Source organism: Mycobacterium sp. E796 (assembly GCF_001672815.1).
Lineage (GTDB): Bacteria > Actinomycetota > Actinomycetes > Mycobacteriales > Mycobacteriaceae > Mycobacterium.
Genome location: NZ_LZKK01000022.1, coordinates 17,367 through 38,809, shown reverse-complemented (window position 1 = coordinate 38,809; position 21,443 = coordinate 17,367). Strand labels below are relative to the sequence as shown.

Below are 21,443 nucleotides of genomic sequence, written 5' to 3'. Positions count from 1 at the left end.
CGACCGCCAGCGGGTCGACACCATCGTTCTAAGGGGTGCTCGACGGCCGGCCGGCGCGGGCGACGAAGCGCGCCACGGCGCCCGGCGCGGCGGCCGGGTGGGTGTGCAGGTACGACGCGTGCACGCCGGCGAGCACCGCGCCGTCGGAGACGGCCTGGACCTGATCACCCTGGTACACCCACGCCGGCTGGTAGCTCTGGGCGAAAGTCACTGCGGTCCGGTGAAATTCGTGCCCGACCACCCGCTCGCCGACGGAATACAGCGGCGAATCCACCACCGCGACGGCCTCACGGTAGGCCAGCGTGAGGTGCGGCGTGAAGTGCGCCGACCCGGCCAGCACCCCACACATCGGTTGCCCGTCGAGTTCTGAGGCCAGGTAGATCAGCCCGGCGCATTCGGCGTGCACGGGCCCCCCAGCGGCGGCCAGCTCGTTGATCTGGCGGCGGACAACGCCGTTGGCGGACAGCTCCGCGGTGAACTGCTCGGGAAAGCCGCCGGGCAACAGGACCGCGTCGGTGCCGTCGGGCAACGCGTCGACGAGCGGGTCGAACTCGGCGACGTCGGCGCCGGCGGCGCGCAGCAGCTCCGCGTGCTCGGCATAGCCGAAGCTGAACGCCTTTCCGGCCGCCACGGCGACGGTGGCGCGCGCGGCCGGCGTCTCGCCCACCGCCGCGGCGGGATCCCACGGCGCGTCCGCGCAGCCACAGCGGGCGGCCGCCACCACGGCGGCCAGATCGACGTGGCGGGCGACCAGGGCGGTCATCGCCTGCACCGCGTCGTGCGCACGGCGCCCGTACTCCACGGCCGTGACGAGCCCGAGATACCTTGTGGGCAGTTCTAATTCGGCGGTGCGCGGGATGGCGCCCAACACCGGGACGCCGGCCTGCTCGCAGGCCTGTCGCAGCACCTGCTCGTGGCGGGGCGACCCGACCCGGTTGAGGATCACGCCGCGGATGCGGGTGGCGGCGTCGAAGGTCGAAAACCCGTGCAGCAGCGCGGCGATGCTGTGGCTCTGGCCGCGCGCGTCGACCACCAGGATCACCGGGGTGCCCAGTAGGCCGGCGACGTGGGCGGTGGAGCCCGCCGCGGGCGCGGTCGTTCCGATGCGCCCGTCGAAGAGCCCCATCACGCCCTCGATGACGGCGATGTCGGCGCCGGCGGTCCCGTGCGCGTACAGCGGGCCGATGAGCCGCTCCCCCACCAACACCGGATCGAGGTTGCGGCCGGGGCGCCCGGCGGCCAGGCCGTGGTAGCCGGGGTCGATGAAGTCGGGGCCGACCTTGAACGGCGCGACGGCATGGCCCGCCTCGCGCAGAGCACCGATCAAACCCGTTGCGACGGTGGTCTTTCCGCTTCCCGACGCCGGCGCGGCGATGACCACCGCGGGGACCGGCGTCATCGCCGGTTCCGGTGCCGCGAGCGCGCGCAAAATGACACCGAATACGGCGTGTCGCCGTACAAACACGCGCCCTCGCCGGACCAGGCGGGGACGCTCACCACTCGATGCCCTTCTGCCCCTTGCGGCCCGCATCCATCGGGTGCTTGACCTTGGTCATCTCGGTGACCAGATCGGCGGCGTCGACCAGCCGCTGGGGGGCGTCGCGACCGGTGATCACCACGTGCTGGTGGCCGGGCCTGGCCAGCAGGGCGTCGACCACGTCGTCGACGTCGACCCAGCCCCACTTGAGTGGATAGGTGAATTCGTCCAGCAAGTAGAAGTCGTGGCGCTGGGCGGCCAGCCGGCGCGCGATCTCGGCCCAACCGTCGGCCGCGGCCGCCGCGTGGTCGATTTCGCTGCCGGCCTTGCGCGTCCAGGACCAGCCGGCCCCCATCTTGTGCCATTCGACCGCTCCGCCGGCGCCGTCGCGGCCGTGCAGCTCGCCGAGCCGGGCGAACGCCGCCTCCTCGCCCACCTTCCACTTCGCGCTCTTGACGAATTGGAACACGGCCACCCGCAGGCCGGCGTTCCACGCCCGCAACGCCATGCCGAATGCCGCCGTCGACTTTCCCTTGCCCGCGCCGGTGTGCACCGCCAGCACGGGCGTGTTGCGCCGCGCCCGGGTGGTCAGGCCGTCGTCGGGCACTTCGAGCGGTTTCCCTTGTGGCATGGGGGCTTATCCTCGCTCAGGCCGCGCCGCGCACGGCGCGCGTCAGGTGATCGGCGCGCAACTGCTCGAGCCGCACCGCCGGCGCGCCGAGCTGATCCGCGAGTTGGCGGGCCAGCCCCAGCCGCACGTACGACGTCTCGCAGTCCACGACCACCGCGGCGGCACCTTCGGCGAACAGCCGGGCCGCCGCTATTCGGCTGCGCCCCAACGGGTCCGGCCCGGCGGTGGCCCGGCCGTCGGTGAGCACGACGACCAGCGGGCGTCGCGCGCGGTCGCGCGCCTTTTCCCGGATGATCAGCTCGCGCGCGGCCAGCAGGCCCTCGGCCAGCGGGGTCTTGCCGCCGGTGTCGAAGCGGGCGAGCCGCCGACCGGCGATGTGCGCCGACGATGTCGGCGGCAGCAACAGCCGGGCCTGCTGTTGGCGGAAGGTGATTACCGCGACCTTGTCCCGGCGCTGGTAGGCGTCGCGCAGAAGTGACAGGGTGGCGCCACTCACGGCGGCCATGCGGTCCCGGGCGGCCATCGAGCCCGACGCGTCGACGACGAAGATCACCAGGTTGCCTTCGCGCCCTTCGCGGATGGCGCGGCGGACGTCCTGCGGGCCGGGCCGCAGCGGCGCCGTTCCGGTGCGCTCCGCGGCCGTCAGCAGGGTGGCGAACAGGTGCAGCCCGTGCGCGCCGGAGGCGGTGTCGCCGCCGTCGGCGGCGGACACCACCATGCCGGAGGTGTTGCGCGCCCGCGACCGCCGTCCCGGCGCGCCCTCGCCGACGCCGGGCACCGTCAACGCCCGGGTGCGAAACGTCGACGACGGCGGTGCGCTCGGTTTCATCGACGACGACCCCGGCTTCGAATTCGCTTGCGGTGCAGGTGCTTCGGCGGCCTGCCCGCCCCCGGGCGGGTCAGGATCGTGCTCGGGGTCTTCGGAACCGGCTTGCGCCAGGGCCTCGTCCAACTGGTCGCGATCGATGCCGGGCTCGTCGAACGGGTCGCGGCGGCGCCGGTGCGGCAACGCCAGCTCGGCCGCCACCCGGATGTCCTGTTCCTCGACGGCGCTGGCGCCGCGCCACGCGGCGTGCGCAACCGCGGTGCGGGCCACGACCAGGTCCGCCCGCATGCCGTCGACGTCGAACGCCGCGCACAGGGCGGCGATGCGCCGTAATTCGTTGTCCGGCAAGGACACCTGGTCGACGAGGGCCCGGGCCGCGGCGATCCGGCGGGCCAGTTCCGCGTCGGCGTCGGCGTAGCGCGCCGCGAACGCGTCCGGGTCCGCCTCGTAGGCCATGCGCTGCCGGACCACCTGCATCCGCACGTCGACGTCGCGTGACGCGCGCACGTCGACGGTGAGGCCGAACCGGTCCAGCAGCTGGGGACGCAGCTCGCCCTCCTCCGGGTTCATGGTGCCGATCAACACGAAGCGCGACTCGTGCGAGTGGGAGATGCCGTCGCGCTCGATGTGCACCCGGCCCATCGCGGCGGCGTCGAGCAACACGTCGACCAGGTGGTCGTGCAGCAGGTTCACCTCGTCGACGTAGAGCACGCCGCCGTGGGCGCGCGCCAGCAGCCCCGGGGAGAACGCGTGCTCGCCGTCGCGCAGCACGCGCTGCAGGTCCAGCGAGCCGATCACCCGGTCTTCGGTTGCGCCGAGCGGCATTTCGACGAGGCCGGCGCGCTCCCCGTTTCCGGTCGCGGCAGAAAGCAGCCCGGCCAGCCCGCGCACGGCCGTCGACTTGGCGGTGCCCTTCTCGCCGCGGATCAGCGCGCCGCCGATCTCCGGGCGCACGGCACACAGCAGCAGGGCCAGCCGCAGTTGGTCGTGCCCGACGATCGCGCTGAACGGATACGGCTTCACGGCGCCTCCGCCAGACCGGAGCCCGGACGCACCATCGGAATGTGCGGGATGCCGTCGTCGACGAAATCGTCACCGGCCCGCACGAATCCGTGCTGGGCGTACATGTCGGCCAGGTAGGCCTGCGCGTCGATGCGGCAGGGGTAATCGCCGACCTCGGCCAGCGCGGCGCGCAGCAACCGGGTGGTGTGACCCTGGCCGCGGGCGCTGCGTTTGGTGCACAGGCGCCCGAGCCGAAAAGCCTTCTCGCCGCCGGCGTGCTCCTCCATCAACCGCAACGTGCAGATCACCTCGCCGTCGGGCGTTTCCAGCCAGAAGTGCCGGGTTTCGGCGAGCAGGTCGCGCCCGTCCAGCTCCGGGTACGGGCAGGCCTGCTCGACGACGAACACCTCCACTCGCAGCTTGAGCAGCTCGTAAAGGGTGGCGGCGTCAAGGTCTTTGGACCAGGCGCGGCGCAGCGCTTCCGTCATTGGCGCCACTCTCCCCCGCAAGCGGCAGGTGCCCCCATTGCATCGTCGCCGGCGCGACTCACGATGCCCCCAGCCCTAGCGCCTTGGTCCCCCATGACCAGACGGCCTCGAACAGCGCGGGCTCCCGGGACAGCTCCGTCCCCAGCGACGGCACCATCTCCTTGAGCGCCGGCAACCACGAGGCATACCGGTCGGCGAAGCAGCGCTGCAGAACGTCGAGCATGGCCGGCACCGCGGTGGACGCCCCCGGCGAGCCGCCCAGCAGGCCGGCGATGCTGCCGTCCTCGGCGCTGAGCACGGTGGTGTTGAAGTCGAGCGCCCCGCCGCGGCGCCTGTCGCGGCGGATCACCTGAACCCGCTGGCCGGCCACCGTGAGCTCCCAGTCCGAATCGGTTGCACTGGGCGCGAATTCGCGCAGCGCGCGCACCCGGTCGGGTTCGGAGAGCCGCAGCTGGCCGATCAGGTAGTTGAGCAGCGTCAGCTGCGTGACCCCGACGCCGAGCATCGACACCAGGTTGTCCGGCTTGACCGAGCGGGGCAGATCGGTGAAATGACCGTGCTTCAAGAACTTCGGCGACCAGCCGGCGAACGGCCCGAACACCAGCCACGACTTGCCGTTGACGAACCGAAGGTCCAGATGCAGCGCACCCAGCGGCGGCGCGCCCGGCGCCGGGGCGCCGTACACCTTGGCGCGGTGCGCGGCGGTGAGCGCCGAGTTGTCGGCGCGCAGGAACCGGCCGCCGATCGGGAAGCCGGCGTACCCCTTGACCTCCTTGATGCCCGACTTCTGCAGCAGCGGCAGCGCGTCTCCCCCGGCGCCGACGAACACGAATTTGGCGTTGAGCCGGCGCCTTTCGCCCGTGCGGCGGTTGCGGACCAGCAGCGTCCAGCTGCCGTCGGATTGGCGGGTCAGGTTGCGGACCTCGTGACCGAACAGCGCCGTCGCACCGCCCCGCACGCAGTAGCCGACGAGTTGTCGTGCCAGCGAACCGAAGTCGACGTCGGTGCCGTCGGCGGCCCAGTTGAGGGCGGTCGGCTCGGAGAAGTCGCGTTTGGCGGCCATGAAAGGTAGGCGCCGGGCGAAATCGTCCGGGTCGTCGATCAATTCGGTGCGCGCGAACAGCGGGTTACCGGCCAGCGCGCGCTGCCGGCGCCGCAGGTAGTCCACGCGCCGCGCCCCCCGCGCGAAGCTGACGTGCGGGACCGGGTTGAGGAAGCCGCGGTCGGTCAGGATGCCGTTCTCGACGGCGTACGCCCAGAATTGGCGGGTCATCTGGAACTGCTCGTTGATGCGAACGGCTTTGGTGATGTCGATCGAGCCGTCGGGGTTCTCCGGCGTGTAGTTCAGCTCGCACAGCGCGGAGTGCCCGGTGCCGGCGTTGTTCCAGGGGCTGCTGCTCTCGGCGGCGACAGCGTCCAGCCGCTCGATCAGCGTGATCGACCAGTCGGGTTCCAGACGATGCAGCAATGCGCCCAGCGTGGCGCTCATGATGCCCGCGCCGACCAGCACGACGTCGGTGCGTGCGGTTCTGGCTGGGCCTGACACCGTCCCAGGTTATCCCGGGCCTATCGGGAGCTAACGACGTGCGGCCCACCCGTAACCGGCAAAGCCTCTAAGCTGGCCTCGTGACTGGCGGGGCGACTGGCTGGGTGCCCGACGTGCTGCCCGGCTATTGGCAGCGCACGATCCCGCTCGGGCTCGACCCCGTCGGCGAGGGTGAGATCGTGGCGACGCTGGTCCGCCGCGGTGAGCCCGAGGACGCGCGGCACGCCGTCCTTGCCGTGCACGGCTACACCGACTACTTCTTCCACACCGAGTTGGCGGATCGCTTCGCCGACCGTGGCTTCGCCTTCTACGCGCTGGACCTGCAGAAGTGCGGCCGGTCGCGCCGCGACGGCCAGACCCCGCATTTCATCACCGACCTGGCCCACTACGACGCCGAACTCGAGCACGCGTTGGCGGCCATCCGCGAGCCCGGGCCCTCCGGCCGGCGAGCCAAGGTCCTGGTCTACGGCCATTCCTCCGGCGGGCTCATCGCGCCCCTGTGGCTGGACCGGCTGCGCCGGCGCGATCCCGCGGCGCACGCCGGGGTCGGCGGCCTGGTCCTCAACAGCCCCTTCCTCGACCTGCACGGCCCCGCGGTGCTGCGCCACTCGGTGACCTCGGCGGTGATCGCCGGCCTGTCCCGGGTGAAGTCCAAGGGCGTCGTCCGCGGATCCACCGAAGGCGGATACGGCACCACCCTGCACCGCGACTACGACGGCGAGTTCGACTACAACCTGCAGTGGAAGCCGCTGGGCGGCTTCCCGATCACCCTCGGCTGGTTGCACGCCATCCGCCGCGGCCAGGTGCGCCTGCACCGCGGGCTCGACGTCGGCGTTCCCAACCTGATCCTGCGTTCCGACCGCACCGTGCGCGAAACCAACGACCCGGCGTCCATGCAAACCGGCGACGCCGTCCTCGACGTCACCCAGATCGCCAAGTGGGCCGGCTGCATCGGCAATCGCACCACCATCGTCCCGGTGCCCGACGCCAAACACGACGTGTTTCTGTCGCTGAACCAACCGCGGCGCAGAGCTTATCGAGAACTGGACCTGTGGCTGGACCACTACCTCGGCAGCGAAACCAGCCCCGCGCCCGCGTCCCCGGGGAACGGGTGACGGCCCGAGCATGGAAACGTACGACCTCGCGATCATCGGAACCGGTTCGGGCAACACCATTCTGGACGACAGGTACGCCGGCAAGCGCGTTGCCATCTGCGAGCAGGGCACCTTCGGCGGCACCTGCCTCAACGTCGGGTGCATCCCGACGAAGATGTTCGTCTACGCCGCCGAGGTCGCGGCCACCGTGCGCGAGGCGGCCCGCTACGGCGTCGACGCGCACATCGACGGGGTGCGCTGGGACGACATCGTCTCGCGTGTCTTCGGGCGCATCGACCCCATCTCGATGAGCGGCGAAGAGTACCGGCGCTCGTTGCCCAATGTCGATCTGTACGAACGGCACACCCGATTCAGACCGGTCCAGTCCGACGGGCGACACCTGCTGCGCACCGACGCGGGCGAAGAATTCACCGCCGATCAGGTGGTGATCGCGGCGGGCTCGCGACCGGTGATCCCCTCGACCATTCTTGCGTCTGACGTGCACTACCACACCAGCGACACCATCATGCGCATCCCCGAACTGCCCGAGCACCTCGTGATCATCGGAAGCGGTTTCGTGGCAACGGAGTTCGCGCACGTGTTTTCCGCACTCGGCACCCGGGTCACCCTGGTGGTGCGGGGCTCCACGCTGCTGCGCCACTTCGACGACACGATCTGCAAACGGTTTACCCGCATCGCCTCGCGCAAATGGGAGCTGCGCACCCACCGGATGGTCGCTCGCGCCGCCAACCGCGGCTCCGGCGTCGCCCTCGAGCTCGACGACGGCTCCACCCTGAACGCCGACGTGCTGCTGGTTGCGACCGGCCGGTTGCCCAATGGGGACCTGCTGGACGCCGAGCAGGCCGGTATCGATGTCCAGAACGGCCAGGTGGTGGTCGACGAATACCAACGCACCTCGGCGCGCGGCGTTTTCGCGCTCGGCGACGTCTCGTCGCCGTACCAGCTCAAGCACGTCGCCAACCACGAGGCCCGCGTCGTGCAGCACAACCTGCTGTGCGACTGGGACGACACCGAGTCGATGGCCGTGACCGACCACCGGTTCGTGCCGTCGGCGGTGTTCACCGATCCCCAGCTGGCGACCGTCGGCCTCACCGAAAACCAGGCCATCGCAGGCGGATTCGACATCGCGGTCGCCGTCCAGGACTACGGCGACGTCGCCTACGGCTGGGCGATGGAGGACACCACCGGCATCGTCAAAATCATCGCCGAGCGCAACAGCGGGTGCCTGCTGGGCGCGCACATCATGGGCCACCAGGCGTCGTCGATCATCCAGCCGCTGATCCAGGCGATGAGCTTCGGGCTGACCGCCCCGGAGATGGCGCGCGGGCAGTACTGGATTCATCCGGCGCTGGCCGAGGTGGTCGAGAACGCCCTACTGGGCCTGCGCTAGCGGCGATCGCAAGCGCGGCCGCGGCGATCGCAAGCGCGGCGTAGCCGGGCGCAGCGGGTCGCCGCCATCTAACCCACCTCAGCCGCGCTGACACTGCGGGCACAGCCCGTGCAGCGTCAAGCCGGCCGCCTCCGACAGCGCGAACGCGCTGCCCGCCATCGCGTGCTCGAGCGCCGAGCTCAGCTGCCGGGCGGGCACCTCGATGATCGAGCCGCAGCGGGTGCACACCGCGTGGTGGTGGGGGGCGGTGGCCAGGCCGTAGGTGGTCACGCCGCCCTCGAGGGTCAGCGCGTGCAGCACGCCCTGGTCGACCAGGGTCGTCACGGTGCGGTAGATCGTCGCCACGTCGGGCGGCGGGGTGCCGGGCGGCAGGGACGCGCGCACCCGCTGGTGGATCTCAGCCACGGGGAGGTGCCCGTTGACGGGCTCGAGCACCGCCAACACCTGGATGCGCGACGCCATCCGCCGCAGCCCGTGGGCCCGAAGGAGGCCACCGATCCGCTCGGTGACCGCCGGGTCCAGCGCGGTCGCCTGCTTCGAGGCCTTGGGCGTCATCCTCTCAGTGTCGCGGCCGACGTCGGGGATTGCCAGTTTTCACCCGCGACTCCTGCAATCCACTTGCACTTGGCTTGCGACCCCTCCTAGTGTCGTGATGGTGGCCGGTAAGCTGCGAAGCGCCCTGGCGCCGGCGGAATGGTGGCGGCTGGGGTCGATGCTGGCGGTCATCGCCGCGCTGCATGTGATCGGCTGGGGCACTCTGGTGCTGCTCGTGGATCCTGCACGAATTAGCTTGGGGGGCAAGGCTTTTGGCATCGGCGTCGGGCTGACGGCCTACACCCTGGGCATGCGCCACGCCTTCGACGCCGACCACATCACCGCGATCGACAACACCACCCGCAAGCTGATGGGCGACGGACAGCGCCCCCTGGCCGTCGGCTTCTTCTTCTCGCTGGGCCACTCCACCGTCGTCTTCGCGCTTGCGGTGCTGCTGGCGACGGGGGTCAAAGCGATAGTCGGGCCGGTCGAGGACGACTCGTCGACGTTGCATCACTACACCGGCCTGATCGGCACCAGCGTCTCGGGCGTGTTCCTCTACCTGATCGCGATCCTCAACATCGTCGTGCTGGTCGGCATCCTGCGCGTATTCGCGCGCCTGCGCCGCGGCCACTATGACCCTGCAAAAGACGACTCCGAGCTGGACCGGCAGCTGCAGAACCGCGGGCTGATCAACCGGTTCCTAGGCCGCCTCACCCGATCGATCACCAAGTCCTGGCAGCTCTATCCGGTGGGGCTGTTGTTCGGGCTGGGTTTCGACACCGCCACCGAGGTGGCGCTGCTGGTGCTGGCCGGCACCAGCGCGGCGGCGGGCCTGCCGTGGTACGCCATCCTGTGCCTGCCAGTGCTGTTCGCCGCGGGCATGTGCCTGCTGGACACCATCGACGGCTCGTTCATGAACTTCGCCTACGGCTGGGCCTTCGCCAGCCCGCTCCGCAAGATCTACTACAACATCACCATCACGGGGCTGTCGGTGGCGATCGCGCTGCTGATCGGGACCGTCGAGCTGCTCGGCCTGTTCGCCGGCCAGCTGGGATGGCGCGGCCCCTTCTGGCGGTGGCTGGCCGGCCTCGACCTCAACACCGTCGGCTTCGCGGTCGTGGGCATGTTCGTCCTCACCTGGGCGGTGGCCCTGCTGGTCTGGCGCTACGGGCGCATCGAAGAAAAATGGGGTTCGGCCGAAAGCGCGGGCTGACGGGCCGCGCGCGCCGCGGTCGGGGTGTAGAAAAGTGCCATGCACGAGCTGTCGCTGTGCGAGGCCATCGCCGGTCTGGTCAAGACCCATGCCGAGGGCCGGCACGTCGACGTGGTCCGGGTGCGGATCGGGGCCCTGCGCCAGGTGGTGCCGGAATCGCTGTCGTTCTGCTGGACACTGGTGCGGGATTCCGAGGACATGCCGGACGCCGAGCTGGAACTCGAATGCGTAGGCGCCGAGGTGAGGTGCCGCTCGTGCGGGCGTGAATCGGAGATCACCTCGGCCTGGTCGATCTGGTGCCCGCGGTGCGACAGCCCCGACGTCGAGGTGCTGCGCGGCAACGAGTTCCTGGTGACGTCCTTGGACGTCTCGTGAAAACCGCTCCCCCCGAATGGATTTGACCATGGGCAGATTTCACCGGCACGACGACGGAACCGTGCACAGCCACGATCACGACCATCCCGAGCACGAGCACGGGGACCACAGTCAATACCAGACGGGCAAGCAGCGCATCGACGTGCTGGAGGCGATCTTCGCCGAGAACGACGTCCTCGCCGCGGCCAACCGAGCGGCGTTCGAGAGCCACGGGATCCGCACGCTGAACCTGATGAGCTCCCCGGGGTCGGGCAAGACCACCATCCTGCAGTCGACGCTCGACGAGCTCGCCGGCGAATTCGCGATCGGCGTCATCGAGGGCGACATCGCCACCGATCTGGACGCGGCCAAGCTCAGCGGGCGCGGTGCCCAGGTGTCGCTGCTCAACACCAGCAATGGGTTTGGCGGGGAATGCCACCTCGACGCGCCGATGGTCAATCGCGCCCTGCCCGGCCTCGACCTCCCCCGCCTGGACCTGGTGATCATCGAGAACGTCGGCAACCTGGTCTGCCCGGCGGAGTTCGACGTCGGCGAGCACGCCAAGGCCATGGTGTACTCCGTCACCGAGGGCGAGGACAAGCCGCTGAAGTACCCGGTGATGTTCCGGTCGGTGGACGTCGTGCTGCTCAACAAGATTGACCTGGTGCCCCACCTGGACGTCGACGTCGACGCGTACATCTCGCACGTCCGCGAAGTCAACGCCACGGCCGAGATCCTGCCGGTCAGCGCGCGCACCGGCGCCGGCATGGGCGCCTGGTTCGGATGGCTGCGGCGCTTCACGACGAACTCCGAGGACTGATGCCGGCCGTACTGCGATTGGCTCGCATGACCCACCTGCCAATCACTCGCAAGATGACCGGGGATTATCCGGTCGTTCGTTAGGCTTACTCACGGGTTGGCCGGCCCCGACGCCCGTCGGGCGAAATCCCCTGCGCGGCAACGCCAACGGGTGCAAGCAGGGGCCAATAATGCATCTGTACATTTGCCGGCAAACGGTGGACCGTTGACAACCGACTGAGGCGGGAGTAGACCCAAATTCAACGCTGCGCAAGTGGGCCGACGGTCGACTCCGGCAGCGTAGGAGCGTCCAGCCCGGCTCCGGAAAGCTGCAGCATGCCAACAGAAGCGGCAGTCAAAGCAGAAGAGACACTGATCCATGTTCTATGGATTAACGCGGGCCTTAGTTGCGACGGCGATTCGGTGGCGTTGACTGCCGCCACCCAGCCCAGCGTCGAGGAAATAGCACTCGGTGCGCTTCCGGGCTTACCCAAGGTTGCCGTGCACTGGCCCCTGATCGATTTCGAATGCGGCCCGAACGGCGGAGCCGACGACTTCCTCGAGTGGTTCTTCAGAGCCGATCGTGGCGAGCTCGAGCCGTTCGTGCTCGTCGTCGAGGGATCCATCCCGAACGAGAAGATCAAGGACGAGGGGTACTGGTGCGGGTTCGGCAACGACCCGGCCACCGGCCAGCCCATGACCACCAGCGAGTGGCTCGACCGGCTGGCACCCAAGGCCACCGCGGTCGTCGCGGTCGGGACCTGCGCCACCTACGGCGGCATCCACGCGATGGCCGGCAACCCGACGGGCGCGATGGGCGTGCCCGACTACCTCGGGTGGGACTGGAAGAGCAAGGCCGGCATCCCGATCGTCTGCGTTCCGGGCTGCCCGATCCACCCGGACAACCTGTCCGAGACGCTCACCTACCTGCTCTACATGGCCACCGGTCAGGCGCCGATGATCCCGCTCGACGACGCGCTGCGCCCCAAGTGGTTGTTCGGCAACACCGTGCACGAGGGGTGTGACCGCGCCGGCTACTACGAGCAGGGCGATTTCGCCACCGAATACGGCTCACCGAAATGCATTGTGAAGCTTGGCTGTTGGGGGCCGGTCGTCAAATGCAACGTGCCCAAGCGCGGGTGGATCAACGGTGTCGGCGGTTGCCCGAACGTCGGCGGCATCTGCATCGGGTGCACCATGCCCGGCTTCCCGGACAAGTTCATGCCGTTCATGGACGAGCCGCCCGGCGGCAAGCTGTCCAGCACCGCGGTCGGGTTGTACGGCAGCGTGATCCGCAGCCTGCGCGGCGTCACGGGCCGCACCGTCGACAAAGAGCCGAAGTGGCGCCACAACGGCAACCAACTCACCACCGGGGCCCGCCGCACCTGGTAGGTCGCGGCACGCTTCGTTCAATTTCGCCTCACCCGGAGGGACTTCGATGACAACTATCGTCCCCGAGCCGACCACCGCCAAGCGGGAACCCGGCCAGCTCGTCGACATGGCCTGGGACCCGATCACCCGGATCGTGGGCAGCCTCGGCATCTACACCAAGATCGATTTCGAGAACAAGGAGGTCGTCGAGTGCCACAGCACCTCGTCGATCTTCCGCGGCTACTCGATCTTCATGAAGGGCAAGGATCCTCGCGACGCCCACTTCATCACCAGCCGCATCTGCGGCATCTGCGGCGACAACCATGCCACCTGTTCCTGCTACACGCAGAACATGGCGTACGGGGTCAAGCCGCCGCACCTGGGCGAGTGGCTGATCAACCTCGGCGAGGCCGCCGAATACATGTTCGACCACAACATCTTCCAGGAGAACCTGGTCGGGGTGGACTTCTGCGAGAAGATGGTCTCCGAGACCAACCCGAGCGTGCTCTCGCTGGCCGAGAAGACCGAGGCGCCGCACGCCGACGCGCACGGGTACCGCACGATCGCCGACATCATGCGCTCGCTCAACCCGTTCAGCGGAGAGTTCTACCGCGAGGCGCTCCAGGTCAGCCGCTGGACCCGCGAGATGTTCTGCCTCATGGAGGGCCGCCACGTGCACCCGTCCACGCTGTACCCCGGCGGCATCGGCACCGTCGCGACCGTTCAGCTGATGACGGACTACATGACGCGGCTGATGCGCTACGTGGAGTTCATGAAGAAGGTCGTGCCGATGCACGACGACCTGTTCGACTTCTTCTACACCGCGCTGCCCGGTTACGAGAAGGTCGGGCTGCGGCGCACGCTGCTCGGCTGCTGGGGCTCGTTCCAGGACCCGGAGGTGTGCAACTTCGCGTACAAGGACATGGAGCGTTGGGGCAACGCGATGTTCGTCACCCCGGGCGTGGTGGTCGACGGCAAGCTGGTCACCCACTCGCTGGTGGACATCAACCTCGGCATCCGGATCCTTTTGGGCAGTTCGTATTACGACGACTGGACCGACCAGGAGATGTTCGTCAAGACCGACCCGCTGGGCAACGCGGTGGACCGGCGCCACCCGTGGAACCAGCACACCAACCCCCACCCCCAGAAGCGGGACATGGAGGGCGGCAAGTACAGCTGGGTGATGTCCCCGCGCTGGTTCGACGGCACGGACCACCTGGCGCTGGACACCGGCGGCGGCCCGCTGGCCCGGCTGTGGGCGACGGCGCTCGCCGGCCTGGTCGACATCGGCTACGTCAAGGCGACCGGCAACAGCGTCAAGATCAACCTGCCCAAGACCGCGCTGAAGGGTCCCGTCGAGTTCGAGTGGAAGGTCCCCCAGTACGGCAGCAACACGATCGAACGCGACCGGGCCCGCACCTACTTCCAGGCCTACGCGGCGGCGTGCGCGCTGCACTTCGCCGAGAAGGCGCTGGAGGAGATCCGCGCCGGGCGCACCAAGACCTGGGAAAAGTTCGAGGTGCCCGACGAGGCCATCGGTTGCGGCTTCACGGAGGCGGTCCGCGGCGTGCTGAGCCACCACATGGTGATCCGGGACGGCAAGATCGCCAACTACCACCCGTACCCGCCCACGCCGTGGAACGCCAACCCGCGCGACAGCTACGGAACGCCGGGCCCGTACGAGGACGCGGTCCAGGGCCAGCCGATCTTCGAGGAGAACGGCCGGGACAACTTCAAGGGCATCGACGTCATGCGCACGGTGCGCAGCTTCGACCCGTGCCTGCCGTGCGGCGTGCACATGTACCTCGGAAAGGGCAAGACCCTCGAGAGACTGCACACGCCGACGCAGTCGCCTGTCGGGGAGTGACGTATGGCGGATCGCCCGACGAGCCCAATGAAGGGGCCTGAGAACGACACACAGTGGCGCGCAGCGGGCGATCGGATCCAGACCCTCCTGGATTCCTGCGCGGCGAGCGGGGCGGCCGCGCACGAGCGCGCCCAGCAGTTGGTCCGCGAGGTGGTCGGCCTCTACGGGGCGGCCCTCGAACGGATCGTGCGAGCCGGCGACGCCGGTTTCGCCGAGCGGCTGGCCACCGACGACCTGGTGGCCAGCCTGCTGCTGGTCCACGGGCTGCACCCGCACGGCTTGCACCGGCGGGTATCCGACGCGCTGGACCGGGTGCGGCCCTACCTCGGGTCGCACGGCGGCGACGTCGACCTGCTGGCGGTGCTCGACGACGGCACCGTGCGGCTGGCATTCAAGGGCAGCTGCAAGAGCTGCCCGTCGTCGGCCGTGACGCTGGAGCTGGCCGTCGAGGACGCGGTCCGGGCCGCGGCGCCGGAGGTCACGTCGATCGAGGTGGTGAGGGCGGAGCCGGCTGCCAACGCGGCCGTGATCCCGACGGAATCGCTGATGGCACACGTGCGTTCGAACGGCCAGAGTCATGCGAACGGGACCGGCACCTGGCACCCGCTGCCCGAATTGGCCGAGTTGGAGCCGGGCGACGTCGCGGGGTTCCGGGTTGCGGACACCGCGCTGTTGGTGTGCCGGGTCGGCGACCTGCCGCTCGCCTACCGCGACCACTGCCCGGTGTGTGACGACTCGTTGGCGGGCGCACGACTGAACGAGACGCTGCTGGGTTGCCCGCGCTGCGGCACGCAGTTCGACGTCGTGCACGCGGGCGCCGGCCCCAACGGGACCCACCTCGAGCCGCTTCCGCTGCTGCCCCGCGACGGGGTGCCCTCGGTGGCGCTGCCGGAACCGATGGGAGCGCGGGCATGACGACCCCGTATGAGGTTCTCGCCCGGATCCGAAGCGACCGCGCGGCCCCCGAGCCGGCCGCCGAGCGGTGCGAAATGTGCTCGGAAATCATTCCCGACGAGCATCAGCACGTCGTGAACGTCGGCGCCCGGCAGCTGATGTGCGTCTGCCGCGCCTGCTATCTGCTGTTCACCGACACCGGTGCCGAACTGCGCTACCGGTCGGTGCCCGACCGCTACCTGGCGTTTCCCGATTTCGCGCTGGACCGCCGCGCGTGGGAGGCGCTGCAGATCCCGGTCGGCGTCGCCTTCTTCTTCACCAACTCGGCGCTCGGGCGCACCGTCGCCTTCTATCCCGGCCCGGCCGGGGCGACCGAGTCCGAACTCGACCTGGACGCCTGGAACGCGATCGGCGGCGCCGACCCGCGGGTGGCCCTGCTGACCGACGACGTGGAGGCGCTGCTGGTCCGGGTCCCGGAGACCAGCACCGACGAATCCGAAAGTGCCGACCCGCAAAGCTATCTCGTGCCCATCGACGCCTGCTACGAGTTCGTCGGGCGGCTGCGCATGCTGTGGCGGGGGTTCGACGGCGGCCAGGAGGCCCGCGCGTTCATCGACGACTTCTTTGCCCGGGTCGCCGCCCGGGCGGTGGAGACGCGGCCATGACGACAGAGCACCTGGACGTGAACTTCGCAGTCCTCGACGTGGCACCCGAGCCGTACGCGGTGACCCCGGTGCTGACCGCGCGGGTCAGCGTCGCCGCCAGTGGGGACGATCCCGTGCACGCGATCGCCCTGCGCTGCCAGGTCCGGATCGAACCGCTGCGCCGCTCCTACTCGGAGGCGGAGGCGGCCGGGCTGCTCGACTTGTTCGGTCCCCGCGAACGCTGGGCCGCCACCCAGCGCACCTTCCTCTGGCAGCACGCCACCGCGATGGTGCCGGGGTTCGCCGGCAACACGACGGTCGCGCTCCCGCTGGACTGCACCTACGACTTCGAGGTCGCGGCCGCCAAGTACCTGCACGCGCTGCGCGACGGCGCGCTGCCGCTCCAGTTCCTGTTCAGCGGGACCATTTTCGTCAAGTCCGAACGCGGGTTCTCGGTCCAGCAGGTGTCGTGGGACTGCGAGTACCGCTACGACATGCCGGTCTCGGTCTGGCGGGACTTGATCGCGCAGCACTATCCGAACACCGGCTGGGTCCGGCTGAGCCACGAAACCATCGCGGCGCTGGCGGCCTACAAGTCGGCGCAGGGACTGCTCGACCTCGACCACGCGGTCACCTCGCTGCTGGACACCGAACGGGAGGCGGCCACATGACCTCCGCTTGGGACCGGGCCCGCGCCGTCGCCGACGCGGTGTTGTACGAGGGCTACCTGCTCTACCCGTATCGCGGCACGTCGAGCAAGAACCAATCACGCTGGCAGTTCGGCGTTTTGGGCCCGCCCGGCGCCGCGGAAGCGGGCCTGGGCGAGGACGACACCCTGGCGGCGGAGTTCCTGGTCGACGGGTCGGCAGCGCTGACGCTGGTGGTCCGCTTCCTGCAGCTGCAGCACCGCGGCGCGGAGCGCGAATTCGCCCACGGCGCATTCGAACCGGTCGACGAGCTGAGGACCGCGGCCGGGTCGTGGCTCACCTGGGACGAGGCGGTCGAGTGCGAGCTGTCCTTCGGCCCCCTGCCGTTGGACGGTCCACCGCGCACGCTGCCGGTGGTGGCGAATGCCGCCACGAACGTCGAGCTGCTCGCCGGTGGTCGGCTGGTCCGCGAGCGGCGCGAGGTGCGCGGCGAGCTGACGGTCAGCAGCGAGCGGGACGGTGACCTGCGCCGCGTGTCGGTGCGGGTCGCCAACGTCGGCGCGGCCGCGGAAAGCAAAACCGATTCGATCGCGCGGTCCATGATCGGGACGCACGTCATCGCCGAAGTCGTTGGCGGGGAATTCGTTTCGCTGCTCGAGCCGCCGCCGAGCGCCGTCGAGGCGGCGTCGCGGTGTCGCCAGCACCGGTGTTTCCCCGTGCTGGCGGGCCCCGTGGGCACGCGCGACATCCTGCTGATCTCGCCGATCATCCTCTACGACCACCCCGAGGTCGCCGAGCAGAGCAACACGGCGCTGTACGACTGCACCGAGATCGACGAGATCCTCACCCTGCGCGTGATGACGATGACGGACGAAGAGAAGGCCCAGGCCCGGGCGACCGACCCGCGGGCGGCGCAAATCATCGACCAGTGTGACGCCATGTCACCCGACGCGATGGCGCGCCTGCACGGGGTGCTGCGCGACCCGCACACCCTGGAGGTCCCCGCCGGACTGGTCCCGGAGATCCCGGAAGGGGTCGACTGGTGGGATCCGCTGGCCGACAACGCCGTTCGCCCCGAAGTCGACGCGGTGCTGGTGAACGGGGTGCGGGTCGCGCGCGGCAGCCGGGTGCGGTTGCACCCGATGCGCAACGCCGATGCGCAGGACATCTTCGTCGCCGGCAAGACCGCCCGCGTGACGTCGGTGCACGAGGACGTGGAGGGCAATAAGCATGTCGCGGTCGTCGTCGACGACGACCCCGCCGCCGAGCTGCACGACTGGTACGGCCGCTACCTGTACTTCTCCCCCGATGAGGTCGAGCCACTCGAAGCCGGACAACCCGCAAAACCCTGAAAGGAGTTCCAAATGGAAGTCTTAGGCTGGATATTCGTCGCCATCATCGCGTTGGTGGCCGCGATCGCAGTCATGCTCGGACTGATATCGCTGCCCGACGCCCGCCGCTACCTCAAGTTGAGGCGTATGTAGCCGACCGGGGGAATCGATGACAGCGCGCATCCTGGTAGCCGGGATCGGCAATATTTTCCTGGGGGACGACGGATTCGGCTCGGAAGTGGTCCGCAACGCCGAGATCCCGCGGGATGACGCGGGCGTCCGGGTCATCGACTACGGCATCCGTGGCATGCACCTGGCCTACGACCTGCTCGAAGAGTGGGACTCGTTGGTCCTCGTCGATGCCGTGCCCAGCCGCGGCAGCCCCGGCACGTTGCACGTGTTCCAGGCCGACTGCGAGCAAGACTCGGACGCAACGGGTTTGGACGCCCACAGCATGGATCCGGCCGCGGTGTTCGCCAGCCTGCGGGCCCTGGGCGGCAGCCCGCCGTACACAGTGGTCGTGGGCTGCGAGGCGGCCAGCGTCGAGGAAGGCATCGGTCTGAGCGAGCCGGTGGCCAAGGCCGTCCCCCGCGCCGCGCGGGCCGTCGAGGAAATCGTCGCGGCGCTGCAGACGTCCACCGTACGAGAGGACCGCTGAGCCATGTGTCTGGGGATCCCCGGTCAAGTGATCCGGATGTTGGACGGATACGAGGGACAGCTCGCGCTGGTCGACGTCACCGGGGAGGAGCGCCGGGTCAACGTCGGCATGCTGCCGGAGGAGACGTTCGCGCCCGGCGACTGGATAATCATCCACATGGGCTTCGCCGTGGAGAAGACGGACCGCGCCGGCGCGGAGGAAGCGATGGCCGGCCTCGAGCTGATGGGCAGGGGCCGCCCCGACCCGACGGTCAGCCCGGGGGGCGGTTGAGATGACCCAGTCCCCCCTGATGCTCGCCTTGTCTTCGGAGCACGACGATGACGTCCGGCAGCGCTTCACCGTGACCGGTGTCGTCCAGGGGGTTGGCTTCCGTCCGTTCGTCCACCGCATCGCCAGCGAACTCGGCCTGGCCGGATTCGTCGGCAACGATTCCGGGGCGGTGTTCCTCGAGGTGCAGGGCGACCGCGGGCGCGTCGAGGAATTCGGTCGCCGCCTGCGCGCCGAGGCGCCGCCGCTGGCGCGCATCGGCAGCGTGACGGTCACCGACCTGGCCGCCGAGGCCGTCGACGACCGCGAGTTCCGGATCGTCGAGAGCCGGACGATCGCCGGTGAGCGCATTTTCAAGACGCCGATCCCGCCCGACATCGCGGTGTGCGACGACTGCGTCCGGGAGTTGTTCGACCCGCGCGACCGCCGCTACCGGCACCCCTTCGTGACGTGCACCAACTGCGGGCCGCGGTTCACCATCATCCGCGAGTTGCCCTACGACCGCCCGGCGACCACCATGGCGGGATTCGCCATGTGCGAGGAGTGCGCGGCCGAATACCACGACCCGGCGGACCGCCGCTTCCACGCGCAGCCGATCGCGTGCCCGGATTGCGGTCCGTCGCTGCGGTTTTCGTCGGACGCCGGTGAGGTCACCGGGTCGGATGCCGCGCTGGCGGCCGCCCAGCGCGCGCTGGCGGCCGGTGCCGTCGTCGCCGTCAAGGGGATCGGCGGCTACCACCTGGCCTGCGCGGTCGACGACGACGCGGCGGTCGGCGCCCTTCGGGCCCGAAAGGCGCGGGGCGCCAAGCCGTTCGCCATGCTCGTCCGCGACCTCGAGGTCGCGCGGCGCTACGTGCACGTCGACGCCGACGAGGCCGCGATGCTGTCGAGCCCCGCCCGCCCGATCGTGCTGCTGCGCCGCCGCCCCCCAAACAGCGCAGCGCCCGTCGCCGACGCCGTCGCGCCGGGCAGCCCGCTGCTCGGGCTGATGCTGCCGTACTCCCCCATCCATCACCTGCTGCTGGCGCCCGTGCCCGGCGCAGCCGAGTGGGTCCCCGATGCGCTGGTTATGACGAGTGCCAACCGCTCCGACGAGCCCATCTGCTTCACCGATGGCGATGCCGCCGAACGGCTTCCGGCGCTGTGCGACGCGGTCCTCGACCACGATCGGCCGATCCACGTGCCGTGCGACGACTCGGTGGTACGCGTTATTAGGGACGAAAAAGGGGCTCGCGAGCTGCCGATCCGCCGCTCCCGCGGCTATGCGCCGCTGCCCGTAGATCTCGGGCGGACGGGCCCGGCGGTGCTCGCCGTGGGCGGGGAGCTGAAGAACACCTTCTGCCTCACCGACGGCTCGCGGGCGTACCTGTCCGGCCACATCGGCGACATGGCCACCTGGGAGACGCTGCGGGCGTTCGAGCGCGCGGTCAGTCAGCTCTCCGGGATGCGGGGCGAGCCGGCACGAATGGCCGCGGACCTGCACCCGGGGTATCACACCCGGGGTTGGGCGGAGCGCCACACCGGCGAGCGGCCGCTGGATCTCGTCCAGCACCACCACGCACACGTCGTCTCGCTGCTTGCCGAGCACGGCCGGCTCGGGGAGCCCGTCATCGGGGTTTCGTTCGACGGCACCGGCTACGGCTGCGACCAAACCATCTGGGGCGGCGAGGTTCTCGCCCTCGGGACCGACAGCCACCGGTTCGCTCGGGCCGGCCATCTGCTGCCGGTGCCGCTGCCGGGCGGTGACGCCGCGGTGCGCAACCCGTGGCGGATGGCGCTGTCTCAATTGTGGATGGCCGGCATCGACTGGACCCCCGACCTCGCGCCGGTCGCCGCCGCGACCGAGGACGAATTGCGGCTCACCCGTTCGCAATTGGAGAGCGGAGCCGGGTGTGTGCCGTGTTCGAGCGTCGGCCGGCTGTTCGACGCGGTCGCCTCGCTGCTCGGGGTGCGGCACCGGATCGACTACGAGGGCCAGGCCGCCATCGAGCTCGAGGCGCTCGCGGAGACGGCCTCGGACGACCAGGGGCCGTCGCTGCCGCTGACGGTGCGGGCCGACGGGGTGATCGATCCGACGACGATGGTGCAAACGATGGTGGCGGCCCGCTACGCCGGCACCGCGCCCGCGCTGCTGGCCGCCGCCTTCCACGAGGCGCTCGCGGACGCCGTCGCCAAGGTGGTCCGTCACGTGGCGGGCGATATCCGCCTCGTGGGGCTCACCGGCGGGGTTTTCCAGAACGTGCTGCTGCTGCGTGCTTGCCGTAAGTGCCTGCAGCGCAACGGATTCGAGGTGCTGACCCACCACATCGTCCCGCCCAATGACGGTGGGCTGGCGCTGGGTCAGGCCGCCATCTCGATGCTGACGGGTTTGGAAGAGGATGCGTGAG

Annotated in this window: 20 protein-coding genes; 14 read left to right on the top strand and 6 right to left on the bottom strand. The window is 69.8% G+C overall.

The genetic code is table 11. From position 1 onward, the window contains the following. Positions 1 to 28 precede the first annotated feature (28 nt). The 5 genes from A5706_RS01550 to mqo form a co-directional block, all read right to left on the bottom strand. Positions 29 to 1,399: a cobyrinate a,c-diamide synthase gene (locus tag A5706_RS01550; RefSeq protein ID WP_068126392.1), complete on the bottom strand. Its 1,371-nt coding sequence runs from the start codon at positions 1,397 to 1,399 to the stop codon at positions 29 to 31. 94 nt (positions 1,400 to 1,493) lie between these two features. Beyond that, on the bottom strand, positions 1,494 to 2,108 hold the full coding sequence (cobO, locus tag A5706_RS01545) for a cob(I)yrinic acid a,c-diamide adenosyltransferase (RefSeq protein ID WP_068126368.1): 615 nt from the start codon (positions 2,106 to 2,108) through the stop codon (positions 1,494 to 1,496). Between the two features lie 16 nt (positions 2,109 to 2,124). Then, positions 2,125 to 3,957, bottom strand: coding sequence for a magnesium chelatase subunit D family protein (locus tag A5706_RS01540; RefSeq protein ID WP_068126366.1), 1,833 nt, complete (start codon positions 3,955 to 3,957; stop codon positions 2,125 to 2,127). Then, positions 3,954 to 4,424 carry a GNAT family N-acetyltransferase gene (locus tag A5706_RS01535; protein WP_068126365.1) on the bottom strand — a complete coding sequence of 157 codons (471 nt, stop codon included), beginning with the start codon at positions 4,422 to 4,424 and terminating at the stop codon, positions 3,954 to 3,956. Before A5706_RS01535 ends, A5706_RS01540 begins: the two co-directional genes overlap by 4 nt. A gap of 58 nt (positions 4,425 to 4,482) precedes the next feature. Further along, positions 4,483 to 5,913: a malate dehydrogenase (quinone) gene (gene mqo / locus A5706_RS01530; RefSeq protein WP_068126390.1), complete on the bottom strand. Its 1,431-nt coding sequence runs from the start codon at positions 5,911 to 5,913 to the stop codon at positions 4,483 to 4,485. A gap of 161 nt (positions 5,914 to 6,074) precedes the next feature. On the opposite strand from mqo, the gene A5706_RS01525 reads away from it, so the two are divergent. Next, positions 6,075 to 7,085, top strand: coding sequence for an alpha/beta hydrolase (locus tag A5706_RS01525; RefSeq protein WP_068126362.1), 1,011 nt, complete (start codon positions 6,075 to 6,077; stop codon positions 7,083 to 7,085). Between the two features lie 10 nt (positions 7,086 to 7,095). Continuing rightward, entirely contained in the window at positions 7,096 to 8,475 is a 1,380-nt protein-coding gene (gene mtr, locus A5706_RS01520; RefSeq protein WP_068126360.1) for a mycothione reductase, read from the top strand. Between the two features lie 78 nt (positions 8,476 to 8,553). On the opposite strand, the gene A5706_RS01515 is transcribed toward mtr, so the two are convergent. Next, a complete protein-coding gene (locus A5706_RS01515) occupies positions 8,554 to 9,030 on the bottom strand; it encodes a Fur family transcriptional regulator (protein WP_068103563.1) in 477 nt (158 codons plus the stop codon). Positions 9,031 to 9,130: 100 nt separating this feature from the next. Between A5706_RS01515 and A5706_RS01510 the strand changes: the two genes are divergently transcribed. The 12 genes from A5706_RS01510 to hypF all read left to right on the top strand — a co-directional run bounded on the left by A5706_RS01510 (position 9,131) and on the right by hypF (position 21,442). Beyond that, complete coding sequence (locus A5706_RS01510; protein WP_231984944.1) at positions 9,131 to 10,225, top strand: HoxN/HupN/NixA family nickel/cobalt transporter; 1,095 nt, start codon at positions 9,131 to 9,133, stop codon at positions 10,223 to 10,225. A 39-nt stretch (positions 10,226 to 10,264) separates the two neighbouring features. Further along, complete coding sequence (locus A5706_RS01505) at positions 10,265 to 10,600, top strand: hydrogenase maturation nickel metallochaperone HypA (protein ID WP_068126356.1); 336 nt, start codon at positions 10,265 to 10,267, stop codon at positions 10,598 to 10,600. 28 nt (positions 10,601 to 10,628) lie between these two features. Next, entirely contained in the window at positions 10,629 to 11,399 is a 771-nt protein-coding gene (gene hypB, locus A5706_RS01500; RefSeq protein ID WP_068126354.1) for a hydrogenase nickel incorporation protein HypB, read from the top strand. Between the two features lie 314 nt (positions 11,400 to 11,713). Next, positions 11,714 to 12,769 (top strand): hydrogenase expression protein HypE, encoded by a 1,056-nt coding sequence (locus A5706_RS01495; RefSeq protein WP_068126352.1) that lies wholly within the window; start codon positions 11,714 to 11,716, stop codon positions 12,767 to 12,769. A gap of 46 nt (positions 12,770 to 12,815) precedes the next feature. Beyond that, positions 12,816 to 14,615, top strand: a complete 1,800-nt coding sequence (locus A5706_RS01490; RefSeq protein WP_068126351.1) for a nickel-dependent hydrogenase large subunit — start codon at positions 12,816 to 12,818, stop codon at positions 14,613 to 14,615. Positions 14,616 to 14,618: 3 nt separating this feature from the next. Further along, on the top strand, positions 14,619 to 15,530 hold the full coding sequence (locus A5706_RS01485; protein WP_068126349.1) for a NifU family protein: 912 nt from the start codon (positions 14,619 to 14,621) through the stop codon (positions 15,528 to 15,530). Continuing rightward, the gene (locus A5706_RS01480) at positions 15,527 to 16,174 is read left to right on the top strand and encodes a DUF5947 family protein (protein ID WP_068126347.1); all 648 of its coding nucleotides are present in this window, start codon (positions 15,527 to 15,529) and stop codon (positions 16,172 to 16,174) included. Before A5706_RS01485 ends, A5706_RS01480 begins: the two co-directional genes overlap by 4 nt. Further along, the gene (locus A5706_RS01475) at positions 16,171 to 16,824 is read left to right on the top strand and encodes a DUF6084 family protein (RefSeq protein WP_068126345.1); all 654 of its coding nucleotides are present in this window, start codon (positions 16,171 to 16,173) and stop codon (positions 16,822 to 16,824) included. The genes A5706_RS01480 and A5706_RS01475 overlap by 4 nt, the downstream gene beginning before the upstream one ends. After that, positions 16,821 to 18,152 carry a hypothetical protein gene (locus A5706_RS01470; protein WP_068126342.1) on the top strand — a complete coding sequence of 444 codons (1,332 nt, stop codon included), beginning with the start codon at positions 16,821 to 16,823 and terminating at the stop codon, positions 18,150 to 18,152. Before A5706_RS01475 ends, A5706_RS01470 begins: the two co-directional genes overlap by 4 nt. 148 nt (positions 18,153 to 18,300) lie before the next feature. Further along, positions 18,301 to 18,789 carry a hydrogenase maturation protease gene (locus A5706_RS01465; protein ID WP_068126339.1) on the top strand — a complete coding sequence of 163 codons (489 nt, stop codon included), beginning with the start codon at positions 18,301 to 18,303 and terminating at the stop codon, positions 18,787 to 18,789. 3 nt (positions 18,790 to 18,792) lie between these two features. Further along, positions 18,793 to 19,059 (top strand): HypC/HybG/HupF family hydrogenase formation chaperone, encoded by a 267-nt coding sequence (locus A5706_RS01460; RefSeq protein ID WP_068126337.1) that lies wholly within the window; start codon positions 18,793 to 18,795, stop codon positions 19,057 to 19,059. 1 nt (position 19,060) lies between these two features. After that, positions 19,061 to 21,442, top strand: coding sequence for a carbamoyltransferase HypF (gene hypF / locus A5706_RS01455; protein WP_068126334.1), 2,382 nt, complete (start codon positions 19,061 to 19,063; stop codon positions 21,440 to 21,442). Position 21,443: the final 1 nt, after the last annotated feature.

What these genes read in the sequence shown, in the direction of transcription:
- hypB (WP_068126354.1), top strand. Translation starts at nt 10,629, where the DNA reads ATGGGCAGATTTCACCGGCACGACGACGGAACCGTGCACAGCCACGAT.
- A5706_RS01515 (WP_068103563.1), bottom strand. Translation starts at nt 9,030, where the DNA reads ATGACGCCCAAGGCCTCGAAGCAGGCGACCGCGCTGGACCCGGCGGTC.
- A5706_RS01475 (WP_068126345.1), top strand. Translation starts at nt 16,171, where the DNA reads ATGACGACAGAGCACCTGGACGTGAACTTCGCAGTCCTCGACGTGGCA.
- A5706_RS01485 (WP_068126349.1), top strand. Translation starts at nt 14,619, where the DNA reads ATGGCGGATCGCCCGACGAGCCCAATGAAGGGGCCTGAGAACGACACA.
- A5706_RS01505 (WP_068126356.1), top strand. Translation starts at nt 10,265, where the DNA reads ATGCACGAGCTGTCGCTGTGCGAGGCCATCGCCGGTCTGGTCAAGACC.
- A5706_RS01550 (WP_068126392.1), bottom strand. Translation starts at nt 1,399, where the DNA reads ATGACGCCGGTCCCCGCGGTGGTCATCGCCGCGCCGGCGTCGGGAAGC.
- A5706_RS01490 (WP_068126351.1), top strand. Translation starts at nt 12,816, where the DNA reads ATGACAACTATCGTCCCCGAGCCGACCACCGCCAAGCGGGAACCCGGC.
- A5706_RS01470 (WP_068126342.1), top strand. Translation starts at nt 16,821, where the DNA reads ATGACCTCCGCTTGGGACCGGGCCCGCGCCGTCGCCGACGCGGTGTTG.
- A5706_RS01535 (WP_068126365.1), bottom strand. Translation starts at nt 4,424, where the DNA reads ATGACGGAAGCGCTGCGCCGCGCCTGGTCCAAAGACCTTGACGCCGCC.
- mqo (WP_068126390.1), bottom strand. Translation starts at nt 5,913, where the DNA reads ATGAGCGCCACGCTGGGCGCATTGCTGCATCGTCTGGAACCCGACTGG.
- A5706_RS01465 (WP_068126339.1), top strand. Translation starts at nt 18,301, where the DNA reads ATGACAGCGCGCATCCTGGTAGCCGGGATCGGCAATATTTTCCTGGGG.
- cobO (WP_068126368.1), bottom strand. Translation starts at nt 2,108, where the DNA reads ATGCCACAAGGGAAACCGCTCGAAGTGCCCGACGACGGCCTGACCACC.
- A5706_RS01460 (WP_068126337.1), top strand. Translation starts at nt 18,793, where the DNA reads ATGTGTCTGGGGATCCCCGGTCAAGTGATCCGGATGTTGGACGGATAC.
- mtr (WP_068126360.1), top strand. Translation starts at nt 7,096, where the DNA reads ATGGAAACGTACGACCTCGCGATCATCGGAACCGGTTCGGGCAACACC.
- hypF (WP_068126334.1), top strand. Translation starts at nt 19,061, where the DNA reads ATGACCCAGTCCCCCCTGATGCTCGCCTTGTCTTCGGAGCACGACGAT.
- A5706_RS01495 (WP_068126352.1), top strand. Translation starts at nt 11,714, where the DNA reads ATGCCAACAGAAGCGGCAGTCAAAGCAGAAGAGACACTGATCCATGTT.
- A5706_RS01480 (WP_068126347.1), top strand. Translation starts at nt 15,527, where the DNA reads ATGACGACCCCGTATGAGGTTCTCGCCCGGATCCGAAGCGACCGCGCG.